The sequence below is a fragment of the Prosthecobacter sp. genome (assembly GCF_049294395.1).
Lineage (GTDB): Bacteria > Verrucomicrobiota > Verrucomicrobiia > Verrucomicrobiales > Verrucomicrobiaceae > Prosthecobacter.
This window is the reverse complement of record NZ_JBAQCR010000390.1, coordinates 1-12,159: the sequence shown is the minus strand read 5'-3', so window position 1 is coordinate 12,159 and position 12,159 is coordinate 1. Positions and strand designations below refer to the sequence as shown.

Annotated in this window: 10 protein-coding genes; 6 read left to right on the top strand and 4 right to left on the bottom strand. The window is 60.3% G+C overall.

What is annotated here, in order from left to right; translation table 11 throughout:
• The 4 genes from WAW39_RS26020 to WAW39_RS26005 form a co-directional block, all read left to right on the top strand.
• The coding region (locus WAW39_RS26020; protein ID WP_422322077.1) for a hypothetical protein at window positions 1-250 on the top strand (250 nt) is incomplete at its 5' end.
• 10 nt (window positions 251-260) lie between these two features.
• Entirely contained in the window at window positions 261-1,226 is a 966-nt protein-coding gene (locus tag WAW39_RS26015) for a hypothetical protein (protein ID WP_422322076.1), read from the top strand.
• Window positions 1,227-1,300: 74 nt separating this feature from the next.
• The gene (gene dnaX, locus WAW39_RS26010; protein ID WP_422322075.1) at window positions 1,301-3,229 is read left to right on the top strand and encodes a DNA polymerase III subunit gamma/tau; all 1,929 of its coding nucleotides are present in this window, start codon (window positions 1,301-1,303) and stop codon (window positions 3,227-3,229) included.
• A gap of 54 nt (window positions 3,230-3,283) precedes the next feature.
• Window positions 3,284-4,744: a peptide MFS transporter gene (locus tag WAW39_RS26005; RefSeq protein ID WP_422322074.1), complete on the top strand. Its 1,461-nt coding sequence runs from the start codon at window positions 3,284-3,286 to the stop codon at window positions 4,742-4,744.
• A 203-nt stretch (window positions 4,745-4,947) separates the two neighbouring features.
• Here the strand turns inward: WAW39_RS26005 and WAW39_RS26000 are convergent, their stop codons facing one another.
• Both WAW39_RS26000 and WAW39_RS25995 read right to left on the bottom strand, forming a co-directional pair.
• Window positions 4,948-7,812, bottom strand: coding sequence for a DUF1549 domain-containing protein (locus WAW39_RS26000; protein WP_422322073.1), 2,865 nt, complete (start codon window positions 7,810-7,812; stop codon window positions 4,948-4,950).
• A gap of 87 nt (window positions 7,813-7,899) precedes the next feature.
• The gene (locus tag WAW39_RS25995; protein ID WP_422322072.1) at window positions 7,900-9,132 is read right to left on the bottom strand and encodes a M48 family metallopeptidase; all 1,233 of its coding nucleotides are present in this window, start codon (window positions 9,130-9,132) and stop codon (window positions 7,900-7,902) included.
• Window positions 9,133-9,270: 138 nt separating this feature from the next.
• On the opposite strand from WAW39_RS25995, the gene WAW39_RS25990 reads away from it, so the two are divergent.
• Window positions 9,271-10,161, top strand: a complete 891-nt coding sequence (locus WAW39_RS25990) for an alpha/beta hydrolase (RefSeq protein ID WP_422322071.1) — start codon at window positions 9,271-9,273, stop codon at window positions 10,159-10,161.
• Window positions 10,162-10,450: 289 nt separating this feature from the next.
• Here WAW39_RS25990 and dusB read toward each other — a convergent pair whose 3' ends face one another.
• Complete coding sequence (gene dusB / locus WAW39_RS25985; protein WP_422322070.1) at window positions 10,451-11,485, bottom strand: tRNA dihydrouridine synthase DusB; 1,035 nt, start codon at window positions 11,483-11,485, stop codon at window positions 10,451-10,453.
• Window positions 11,486-11,537: 52 nt separating this feature from the next.
• Here dusB and WAW39_RS25980 point away from each other — a divergent pair, with 52 nt between their 5' ends.
• Complete coding sequence (locus WAW39_RS25980) at window positions 11,538-11,717, top strand: hypothetical protein (protein WP_422322069.1); 180 nt, start codon at window positions 11,538-11,540, stop codon at window positions 11,715-11,717.
• Window positions 11,718-11,884: 167 nt separating this feature from the next.
• On the opposite strand, the gene WAW39_RS25975 is transcribed toward WAW39_RS25980, so the two are convergent.
• On the bottom strand, window positions 11,885-12,159 hold a 275-nt coding region (locus WAW39_RS25975), incomplete at its 5' end, for a segregation/condensation protein A (protein WP_422322068.1).

Here is a 12,159-nt window from a genome sequence, read left to right as displayed (position 1 = left end):
GCTCGAACACGAACTCGGAGAGCAGGGCATCCGCAACGAGCCTGAGGAGAAGCGCCGCGCGGCAAGGCTGAAGCAGGCGGTCGAGGTCGCCGCCAAGGCCAAAGCGGTGCTGCCCAAAACGCTGCGGGTGATGCAGCAGATCACGCAGCACTCGGTCAAACTGATCCGCTGGGTGGCTGCCCAGCTCTGGAACTCCATCCCCTGGCAGCAAGCCTGTGCAGTCCTCATAGCCCTCTACGCCAAGTTATGAACGGCCAACCTTGGACACCGTTGACCAAAAGGACATCGCTGCGGGCAAGATTTCCCCCGATTCGTGGAAGTCCTATCTCGAAATGAAGGGCAAGGCGGTGCTCGGTGGTCTGTATGGCGGTGCGAAGGCGATCACGTATGATGCGGCCAAGCAGAGCGGCACGAATTTGGGCAATGCGATTGGCGAAGGCCTCGGGGCCGGGAAGGGGCTGTTCGACCAGTTGAAAAGCGCCCGCAATGAAAAGCAGATCAACGAGGAGCGCTCCAAAGAGATCTACGACAAGCTCATCAAGGCCGGGGCCTCCCCCGTGGGCGCGCAGCGTGCCGCAGATGGAGTGAAAAACGGTGATTTCACCGAGGCGAAGCGGCTGAACAAGGTTCTGGAGGGCAAGAAGGCCGCCAAGCTGGCCGCCGCCGAGCCCGAGACGAAAACACGCAGCTATCGTGAGCGCAAAAAACTCACCGCCAAGAAGGAAGCGGGCAAAGAGGAGGCCAAGGCCCGCGAAAACGCCACCGATGACGCGGTGAAGATGCGCGAGACCGTGATCGCGAAATTGAAGGCCAAAGGCCTGCCCGCGAATGCGAGCATCGTGGATCGTCTTGTGAGTGTGCTGGAGAGCGATGGTGTTCCCGCGCTCGACGCGGCGATAGGCGAGATGAGCGGCATGCAGGGCACCTTTTCCGGCTCCTTGAGCGGCAAGGGGACCATCCGCATCACCGTGATCGGTTCAAGCGTCACGGGGAGCTATGGCCAGACCGTCACCGTCGGCGGCCAGACCGCCAGCGCTCGTGCGAGCATCAGCGGCGATGTCGAACTGAGTTCCGGCACGATTTCGATGAAGATGACCGGCTCCGTCGTGGCGAAGGGCACCAACGTGCCCATCAACTCCTCGATGAGCGGCAGTTTCACCGGCAAGGGCTACAAAGGCTCCGCCAGCATCCCCGGCGGTCGTGCCTCGTGGAGCGTGAACAAGTGAATGCTCGACCAAGTTTCACGCTCTTGCTTTAAACTTCCGTTGGCTTCACTGAGAGCGTTCGTTAGTCTGGCAGGGTGAGTTACCAAGTTTTTGCCCGCAAATATCGCCCCAAGACCTTCGCAGACGTCCTCGGACAGGATCACGTCGTACGGACGCTGCGCAATGCCATCGCCCAGCAGCGGCTGGCGCATGCCTATTTGTTTGTGGGGCCGCGTGGCACGGGGAAGACCTCCACGGCGCGTATTTTTGCCAAGGCACTGTGCGCCAAGAACGGGCCGACCATCGATTTTGACCCTGAAGACGAGCTGAGCATCGAGATCGCCGAAGGGCGCTGCATGGACGTGCTGGAGATCGACGGTGCGAGCAACAACGGCGTGGAGCAGGTGCGCGAGCTGCGGGACAACGTGAAATACGCCCCCTCCCGCTGCCGCTACAAGATCTACTACATTGACGAGGTGCACATGCTGACGACGGGGGCCTTCAATGCGCTGCTCAAGACGCTGGAAGAGCCGCCGGAGCATGTGAAGTTCATCTTTGCGACGACGGAGCCGAACAAGATCCTGCCCACGATCATCAGCCGCTGCCAGCGCTTTGACCTGCGGCGCATCCCGAATGCGGTGATCGCGAAGCATCTGCTGCACATCGCGAAGCTGGAGAATGTAAACCTGGACGAGAAGGCGGCCTATGCGATCGGCAAAGGCGCGGAAGGCGGAATGCGCGATGCGCAGTCCATGCTGGACCAGCTCGTGGCTTTCTGCGGTGGCACGATCACCGAGCAAGACGTGCTGGATGTGTTTGGCTTCACTTCCGGCGAATCCGTGGCGGCACTGGCGCGGCACATTCTGGAAAGCGACACCGTGGGAGCCCTCCGCGCTGTGTATGAGCAGAACGAGGCTGGCAAGGAGCTGGGGCGTTTCCTGGGAGATCTGATCCAGCATTTCCGCACGCTGCTGGTGCAGCAGGCCGATCCTGAAGCCGCAGCGGAAGATCTGAGCCCGGAAGTGGCCGAGGAAGTCGTGGCCCAGGCGCAGATGGCCAGCACGGAGCAATTGCTGCGCGTGGTGGATGGTCTGGCTGATGTGGATGCGCGCATGCGCTGGGCCAGCAACAAGCGCCTGCACTTTGAGCTGGGCGTCATCGCCTCTGTGCAGAGCCTGAATGAAGTTTCGATCAGCGATGTGATTGATGCGCTGGATTCGGGCAGCGCAGAGGGCTTGACCCGGCCAGCACCGCGTGTGCAGGCAGCACCGCCACCGCTGCGCCGTGCAGCAGAGCCGGTGAAAGCCGCCCCTGCGGTGATGACGCAACCCGTGGAACTTACTGTGGCACCGGCCCTCGCTGTGGTAAAGGCACCGGAGCCTGAGCCGCAGCCTGTGGTGAGGGCCGCGACTCCCGTCGAGAAAGCGCCTGAGCCCGTTGTGGAGAAAGCGCCAGAGCCGGCCCCCGCACCGCCTCCTGCGGCGGCGGCGAAGGTCAAAGAGGCTTCTGCGGTGGATGAACCGGGAGAGCTGTTTGGTCAGGATGTTTTTTGGACGAAGTTCATCACGCAGGTGCAGGCGCGCCGTCTTCTCATCGCGCCGTGGCTGCAGCCCGCCACGCTGCTCGACATCTCACGCAACACGATCAAAGTGGGCTTCCCGCCCAGCGAGAGCTATGCACGCGACAGCCTGATGCGCCCTGCGCAGGTCAATTTCCTCGAAGGTCTGGCGCAGGAGCTGACGGGGAAGGCGATGAAGTTTGAGTTTGTGCTGGATTCGAGCCTCAAGGCACCAGCCTTTGCTGAGGTGGATCTGGGGCTGCTGAATGAGCCCGAGTCACCGGCCAAGCCTGCGGCTGAAGCCAAGGCGGAGCCTAAAGCCGAGGTGAAAGCCGCGCAGCAGGAGGAACTCATGAAGGCGGATGCGCCTGCTGCAGCTCCCAAGCCCCCCGAGGATTTCTACAACGACCCGCTGATCCAGCAGGCGATGGTGAAGTTCAAGGCGAAGCTCGTGACTGCTGAGTAAGGAAAAGCTCGCAATGAGGAGCGTGCTGTCTTTGGATGGCGGACTTCTCACGCCATGACTTCCGAACCCACCGGCCATCCTCGCGGTCTTCGCACTTTGTTCTTCACCGAAATGTGGGAGCGGTGGAGCTACTACGGCATGCGGGCATTGATGGTGCCATTCATGACCATGGCGAGTGGCGGCATTGGCTTGGAAAAAAAGCAGGCCATGGCCATTTTCGGACTCTACCTCGCCACGGTGTATGCTTCGGCATTTCCAGGCGGATGGGTAGGAGATCGGCTTTTGGGAACCAAACGCGCTGTGTGGTGGGGAGGAGTCGCCATTGCCCTAGGACACCTCATCCTCGCCATGCACGGGAGGACTACCTTTTTTCTCGGCTTGCTGATCATCGCGCTCGGTTCGGGTTTGCTGAAATCAAACATGAGCGCACTCGTCGGTCTCCTTTATCCCGAAGGCGGTCAACGACGGGATGCGGGTTTCACGATCTTTTACATGGGGATCAACTTGGGCGCGTTTGTGGGGCCGCTGATCAGCGGATGGCTGCAGCAAAGTGAAGGGTTGGGGTGGCGCTGGGCTTTTGGATCTGCAACGGCAGGGATGTTTTTCGGGCTTGTACAATGGCAGCTCACCCGCAAAGCACTGGAGGGAGTGGGGGATAGAATCGCCCATCCGGGGCAGAACTTGAAACGGGAGTGGGTAATCTTCTACATGGCGCTGATTGCTCTGGCGACGGTGGTAATCCTATGTGTTTCTGGTGCGATCACGCTTGATCCGGTGTGGCTGGCTCACGCGGTTACAATAGTCATCTCGGTGGTAGCAGCGCTGTTCTTTGCGTGGCTGCTGCTGTTTGGGGGGCTGGACGGGGATGAAAAAGCGCGTGTCGGGCTCATCATCATGCTGTTTGGCGTTTGCGCCTTGTTCTGGGCGGGCTTTGAGCAAATGGGCTCCTCTTTCAATGTGTTTGCCGAAGAACACACGCTCCGTGAGTTTGGCTCATGGGTGATTCCCACGGCTTGGTTTCAATCCGTCAATCCGCTGTTTGTGATCCTACTTTCGCCGGTGGTGGCGCTGCTCTGGCAGGGAATGGACCGGCGGGGTATCAGCCTCTCCATGACCACGAAAATGGGCGTGGCAATGCTGCTGCTGGCCTTTGGGTTCGGACTGGCAGTGATTGCTGCTCATCGTGCGCTGGATGTTGGAAAAGTCTGGCCGCTGTGGCTGCTGGGCATTTACCTGTGTCACACCCTGGGCGAACTCTGTCTCAGTCCGGTGGGGCTGAGTGCGGTCACCAAACTTTCTCCGCATCGTTATACAGGACAGATGATGGGCATCTGGTTTCTGGGAACCAGCCTCGGAGATGTGCTCTCCGGCATCATTGCAGGAGAAGTCTCCGGTGATGCAATGATTGCCATGCCGGTGATTTTCACCCGCGTGGTTTGGATTTCCTCCATTGCCGGTTTGTTGCTGCTGATCTTTGCCAAGAAACTGCAAAAGTTCGCTCGGGGTGTTCAATGACTCATTGATACTCGCCCGCTGGATCATCAAGCTGATGCCGGGGATTAAGTGGGTATCCAGTCTGGCTGTTGGCCTCAGTCTTTGAGGGGAATCTTGTGGAATGCCTTCGCGAGTTCGCGACGGTAGAAAATCGCCTGATAAAACAAAACGGGCGGTGAGCTTGATGCCCTACCGCCCGCTTCGAAACTCGGATCAGTAGTCGATCAATGGTTGAAGTAGAACTCCTTGGAGTTCAGCAGGGCCCAGAAAAGGTCTTCGAGGACGTTTTGACGGGAGGCAGGGTCTTCGGTGATGGCCTGCTGCACGTTGGCCCATTCCTTGTCCAGGGGCATGCGGCCGAAGACGCGGAGGAAGAGGTCTTCCACGATTTCGCGGTCGTTCTTCTTTTCCTGGATCATCTTGGCGACGACGCGGCCCTGCTTGATGCGGTCATTGACGGCGTCGCCGTTCATGAGGTGCAGCGCCTGGGAGAGGGTGGGTTCCATCTTGACTTCGCAGGAGCAGACGGATTCACGCTTGGCACGGCCGAAGGTGGTGAGGAAGTAGTTGGAGACGGCACCGTCGGCGATCTGCACGGCACGTGCTCCGAGCGGCAGGCCCTGGAACTTGTTCGGCGTGTCGGTGATCTGGGAGATGGCGTCGAGCAGGACTTCGGCGCGCACACGGCGGACCTGGGCGTGGGAGAAGTTGCGTTTGTCGCCTGCGTTGGTCTCGTTGACCTTGGTGCTGCGCTGGTAGGTCTGAGAGGTGCAGATGTCGCGCACGAACTTGCGCATGTCGTACTTGTACTCGGTCAGGTGCTCGGCCAGCGCTGCGATGAGGGCTGGATTGGACGGCGGGTTGGAGACGCGCACGTCATCGACGGGCTCCACCACGCCGACACCGTTGAAGTGCGACCAGATGATGTTGGCGACGTTGCGGGCGAAGAAGGGATTGCGAGGGGAGGCCATCCATTCGGCGAGCACTTTGCGGCGGTCTTCGCCGGGTTTCATTTCTGGAGTGTCACCACCCAAGAACTTGGGCTTCATCACAGCCTGAGTGAGGAAGTGTCTCGATTCACCGCCCTTGCTGTTGTAGATGATGACTTCAGCCGGGTCGTCGGTCGGCTTGCGGCCGATCTGGGAGAAGAAGGCCTTGAAGCCATAGTAGTCATCCATGGTCCAGCGGTCGAAGGGATGATTGTGGCACTGGGCGCACTGGATGCGCATGCCCATGAACACCTGGGCGACGTTTTCGGTCAGCTTGAGCTGGTCGAGCTCGGTCTGGTAGAAGTTCACCGCAGGATTGGAGACGGTGCCGCCGGTGGCCGAGAGGAGCTCCACCACGATTTCATTGATGGGGATGTTCTTGCCGATGCGCTCGGAGAGCCAGTTGTAATAAAGAAGGGCGTTCTTGTAGAAGGGCGGGACGTTGTTGTTGCCGGCGATGCCGGAGCGGATCTGCAGCAGCTCGGCCCACTTCATGACCCAGAGTTCGGTGAACTCCTTGCGTTCCAGCAGGCTGTCCACCAAGGCGGCGCGCTTGTCGGGGTTTTTGTCGGCGAGGAAGGCGCGCATGTCTTTGGCTTCGGGGTAGACACCGGCGATGTCGATGAAGGCGCGGCGCACGAATTCTTCGTCCGTGCAGATGCCGGAAGGCAGGATGCGGAGCTTGTGGAGGTTTTCATCGACCAAGGTGTCGATGTAATTGGTCTCGGCGAGGTTGGGCCGCTCATACTTGAGCTGCGCAGGGATCACGAGAACCTGGGCGGTGACGGAGTACACATTGAAACGGGCGAGCATGAACGCGGCGCCACGATCACCGGAGGTGACGAGGCCCTGCTTGTCGATGGTCGCGGTCGGGTCGTTGTTGGACATGAAGAGCGCGAGGTTCGTCACATCGCGGTCGGTGCCGTCGGAGTAGGTGGCACGCACAGTGATCTGCTGCGTGGCGTTCTTGCCTTCCATGACGATCTGGCTGGGGAAGACTTCGATGCCGGTGACCTTGGCCACGTCAGCGGCGTCATCAGGTGCGCCTGCGGAGATCCATTCGAGCAGCGCCTTGTTGTAAACGGAATCTGGCTCGAAGCACTGGTTGCCGGAGTGTGGCACAGCGCCCACGGCTTTCTCGATGAGGGAGCTTTCCTCGGGGATGGCCAGATTGATGCGGCGGCCGGGCATTTCACGCGTGATGCGGATGTAGTCGCCAGCGGGGTCCATGCCGAAGAGGGAGGTGCGGAAGCCGTCCTTGCCGCGAGCGGCACCGTGGCAGCCACCTTGATTGCAACCACCGCGCATGAACACGGGCATGCAGTCGAGGCGGAAGGAAATGGCGCGATCTTTGGTGCCGTTTTTCACTTCGACGGCGGCTTTGACCGTCTGCCCGCCGAGAGTGGCGATGACTTCGGTGCTGCCTGCGTCGGCGACGGGCTTCAGCGTCAGATTTTCGAGGGATGCGATCTTGCTGTCGGCGACACGGAGATCACAGACGTTGGTGACGTCCTTGGTGGTGGCATCCTGAAAGGTGGCCAGCACGACGACGCGGTGGAAATCGCGCTTGGTTTCCAGGGAATACTTGTCCGGCAGGATCTGGATGTTCTTCAGCGTGGGCAGCTTCTTCTGAAGCTCGGCCAGCGCCTGGCGCTGCTCGGGTGTTTTGTACTGAAGCGTGAGGTTCTGCGGCCACTGGGCACCGGCGGCGATCCAGCGCTTGAGCACGTCGATCTCCTTCGCGGCAAGCGGCCCGCCTTTGGGCGGCATGATGTCGTCATGGTCTTTGGGAAGGATGACGCGCTTGATCATCTCGCTTTCATCGGGCTTGCCAGCGACGAGGGCGGGGCCGTCTGCACCGCCTTTGAGCAGGGCGGCGGCGGAATCCATCAGGAGCTTGCCTTTGATCTTGTTGGGATTGTGGCACTCCAAGCACTTGGTTTCCAAGATGGGCTGCACATCACGCACGAAATCGACTCCGGTTGCTGCTGTAGGGGCTGCTGCTACAGCGGGCGCAGTGGCAGGCGCCGCAGGATCAGCAGCAAAACCGAGGGATGTGATGGCGAGTGTGAAGAGAGACGCTCGCAGGGGGCTTTTCATAAAGGGTAGGATCAAGGGGTTAATCAAGCTACGGGCTGGAGGGGAGGCATTTATCACGGATGCGAAAAAACACTGTGAATAAGCTCATTAGGCCTCCAGCGCCGCCAAGCGCTGACCGATGGGCGGGTGGGAGTAGTGCAGCCAGACGGTCAGGGTGTGCGGATTGGGGTGGGTGAGGTGGTCGAGGGAGAGCTTTTGCAGGCCTGCGATCAGGGGGGTATTTCCGCAGGCGGCCCGGGCGAAGGCGTCGGCTTGGAACTCGTGCCTGCGGCTGAGGGCGCTGCTCACCAAACCCAGCAGCAGGCTGGCGGGCTGATAGAGGATGCTGAAGAGCACCAGCCCCAGACCGAGCGGCTGGCCGGTGACGCCGAATGCCTGGAAAAAGGCGGGTGATTGCAGGGCGGCATGCAGCAGGTAAAACATGAGTCCGCTTTCCAGCAGGCCAAGGATGAGCTGCTGTGGCACATGGCGGCATTTGTGGTGCCCGATCTCATGGGCAAGGATGGCTTCCAGCTCCTCCTGCGAGTGCTTTTCGATCAAGGTGTCGAAGAGGGCGATGCGCTTGTTCTTGCCGAAGCCGCTGAGAAAGGCGTTGGCCTTGCTGGAGCGGCGCGAGCCATCCACGACTGAGACATCGACGACGGGGAACTTTAAGCGTGCTGCCAGCGCAAGGAGCGCCTCACGCAGGGGGCCATCGGCCAGGGGCTTGAATTTGAGAAACAGGGGCATCAGCAGCCGAGGGGAGAGCCAGGCCATGACGATGCTGAATCCTGCCACCGTGAGCCAGGTGTAGAGCACGGCATGAACCTGAGTTTGGAAGAACCAGAGGATCAGCGCCAGCAGCGGACCACCGAGCAGTGCGGTGAGCAGCAGCCCTTTGAGGCGGTCGCTGATGAAGGTGCTCACGGTGGTGCGGTTGAAACCATACTCGGCTTCGATCTTGAAAGTGTCATAGGCATCGAAAGGCAGGGAGAGGATGTTTTGCACCAGCATGAGGAGGCCGATGACGCCCACGCCTGTCTGGACTGCGTTCAGCCCCCAACTGGCACTCCAGCGCTGCAGCCAGTCAAAGCCGCCGCTCCACCAGAACAAGACCAGAGCGCCCACGGTAAAGGTGCTGCGCAGCAGATCCAGCTGGGAGGATTTGCCGGCGTATTCACCGGCCTTCTGCACGGTTTCCTCCGAGAAGATCGCCTTCAATCGCTGGGGCAAAGCATGGCGGAACTGAGCGAGGTTCAGGAAGGTGGCGATGATCTCAAGATGAAAGACGCCAAGAACGCCGAGGACGGCGGCGATGAACCATGGATTGGAGAGAGACATGCGAAGGGGAAGGGGGGCGCGAAGGCCCGTGAATGGGTTGGTTTCAGGACGATGGAGCAGTGCTGCCAGATTCCCGAAATTTTGTGTAACCACTCGCGCTGTGCGGCATTTCAGTCAATGACCACCTCCAAGCCCGCCATGTTCAAAACCCTCCTTCTACTCTTCACGTTTCTCAGCATCCTTCCAGCGTGTGCCCAAATCGGCGGATCGTTGCGAGAGAGGATCGCTCAGCGCATGCAATCGGCTGCTGAACCTGGCGGCGAGGAAATGAGCTATGGCTCGGACCCGCTGCAAAAGCTGGATTACTGGAAGCCGACGACGCCGGGATCACCGATCGTGATTTATGTACACGGTGGTGGCTGGAAGCGTGGCGACAAGCGGATGGCCTCAGGAGAGAAGGGGACTCACTTCGTGCAGCAGGGGTATGCTTTTGCGTCGCTCAACTACCGGCTCGTGCCATCCTGCACCGTGGAAGAGCAGGCGCAGGATGTGGCGAATGGCATCGCGTATCTGATCAGGAATGCTGAGAAGCTGGGCTTTGACGGCAAGCGTGTGGCTCTAATAGGCCACAGCGCCGGGGCGCATCTGGTTGCATTGGTGGGCACGGATCTGAGCTACCTCAAAATAGCCGAGGTGGGACCGAAGGCTGTGCGTGGCGTGATCCCGCTGGATGGTGCGGCCTATGATGTAGCGCGTCAGATTGCCGAAGGCGGGGACTTCATGCATGATACCTATTTGCAAGCCTTTGGCACCGATCCGGAGCGCCAGAAAAAGCTATCTCCGACAGCGCAGGCCGCCGCGCCGAATGCTCCGGCTTTCCTCATTCTTCATGTCCAGCGTGTGGACGGCACCGCTCAGTCGATCGCGCTTGGAGAAGCCTTGCGCAAAGCGGGAACTCCTGCGGAGGTCAAAGGCTTCGCGGGTCAAGGTCTCAAAGGGCACATGGAGATCAATCGCGATCTGGGCAAGCCTGACTATCCGGCGACGCTCGTGGTGGATGCTTGGCTGAAGAGCATTCTGGCGAAGTGAAGCGGGCGGATACGTTCCGCAGCTTTTGCAGGTCGGACGTTGGGACGGAGAACGGCTCATACCCCGCGAAAGCGGTGTCGCCGATGCAGGCTTGCGCCGTGCATCTCTGCCACCGCACTCCAAGACGCTCTCGCGTTTGCCGGACGCGACAGCGTCTTGGAGTGCGTTCGGCAAGCCTGGGCGCGACGCCGCTTTTCGCAAAACCGGACGGTGGGCTTCTGATGAAGAGATTTCAACACCGCGCGAAAGCGGTGTGGCTGATGCAGGCTTGCGCCTTGCATCCCAGGAGTTAATGCTCGGCGTTCAAAGTGGGCTCTTCGACGTTCGAAGCGTGCTCATGTCCATGGTCTGCCTGATGTACGAGATACGCGGCAAAGATGTCCTCCAGTTCCATGACGCTGCCGATCTGGGAGAAGCGCTGGCGCAACCACTTGCCGCCGGGGATGGACTTGGTGTAGTTCATGAGGCGGTTGCGCATGGAGCGAATCGTTGGCAGCTCGCCCATGTGGGCATTGCGGGCGATGGCTAGCTGGCAGTGGCGGCGCATGAAGTTAAAGCGCTCTTCCACAGTCGCGTGCGGGGCATGGGTGCCGGTGGCGAGGTAATGTTTGGCCTCTTTGAAGACCCAGGGATTCACCATGGCCGCACGACCGATCATGATGCCCTTCACGTTGGTTTGCGCACGACGAATCTCCACATCCACACCGCTGGAGATGTCGCCATTGCCGATGACTGGGATCTTCACGGCATCCGCCACCTGCCCGATGACTTCCCAGTCCGCGAGGCCGGTGTAGCCCTGCGCCCGCGTGCGGCCGTGCACGGCGATGGCCTGCATGCCGCAGTCTTCCAGGATGCGTGCGACTTCGATGGCATTGACGAGATTCGCGTCCCAGCCGATGCGCATCTTGGCGGTCACAGGAATGGGCACGGCTTTGGCGACTTCACGCGCCACGCTGGCCAGCAGGGGGCAGTCTTTGAGGAGGGATGAGCCGCCGTTTTTGGAGACAACCTTGTTGACGGGGCAGCCGAAATTGATGTCGATGAAATCGGGCTGCTTCCAGTCGATGATTTTGCGGGCGGCTTCGCCCATGCGTACGCCATCGGACCCAAAGAGCTGCACGCCGAGCGGGCGCTGGGCGTCGTCAAAGTCGGTGTAGTGCCGCGTACGGTCGTCGCGCTGCAGGATTCCCTCGGCGCTGACGAACTCCGTGACCATGACATCTGCGCCCTGTTCCTTGCACAAATGGCGGAAGATCACGTCCGTGACCCCGGCCATGGGGGCCAGATAGAGAGGAAAGCGATCATTTTCGAACCAAGGAAGCATCTTCGAGCATAGCCGCACTGGCACAGTGCGGCAAGTCGTGTCACATTCCCGGATGGCAAGACGCCGCCGCTACCGCAAACCGCTCCTCCCCGGCCTCTGGACCGTGATGGTCGCGTTTGCCCTCATTGGCAGCATCGGCGGACTGTCCTGGGTGCTGGGGAAGAAGACGAAGATCAGCCGTGTGACGCAGCCTGCGCCGACGGCGGTGGGCGCTGTGGCGAAGCGGAAGTAGGAATGCCCCTGAGCAGGCATGCGGTCGGCCAGCCCCTCTTTTGCACAGGATTGACACTTCAAAAATCAACAATCCTTGTTCATCAATCGTCAATGACTCACAGCCAGGACGCCCTTGAGCCAGAGGATTGACGATTGTCGAGCAATCGATTTCTGATTGTCGAAGTTTCAACCCGCCGGACGCACCACGACGATCTCTCCCAGCAACTGCTCCTGCTCCACCTGGAGGTGGTTGAGTTTGATGAGTTCCAGCATGGCCAGGAAGGTCACGATCACCTCACCACGGCTGGCGGCGCTGCTGAAGAGGTCTTCAAATTTGATCTTGCTGCCTGCGGGGACGATCTGGAGCAGGTGCTCGATCTTGTCCGCCACGGTGTAGCGGTCATTGACGATCTCGCGGAAGTCGCTGGCGTTTTCAAAGCGCTTCAGGATGCGCTGGAAGG

Coding starts and splice junctions, on each gene's coding strand:
- WAW39_RS25980 (WP_422322069.1), top strand. CDS start 11,538: ATGGCAAGACGCCGCCGCTACCGCAAACCGCTCCTCCCCGGCCTCTGG.
- WAW39_RS25995 (WP_422322072.1), bottom strand. CDS start 9,132: ATGTCTCTCTCCAATCCATGGTTCATCGCCGCCGTCCTCGGCGTTCTT.
- WAW39_RS26000 (WP_422322073.1), bottom strand. CDS start 7,812: ATGAAAAGCCCCCTGCGAGCGTCTCTCTTCACACTCGCCATCACATCC.
- dusB (WP_422322070.1), bottom strand. CDS start 11,485: ATGCTTCCTTGGTTCGAAAATGATCGCTTTCCTCTCTATCTGGCCCCC.
- WAW39_RS26005 (WP_422322074.1), top strand. CDS start 3,284: ATGACTTCCGAACCCACCGGCCATCCTCGCGGTCTTCGCACTTTGTTC.
- WAW39_RS25990 (WP_422322071.1), top strand. CDS start 9,271: ATGTTCAAAACCCTCCTTCTACTCTTCACGTTTCTCAGCATCCTTCCA.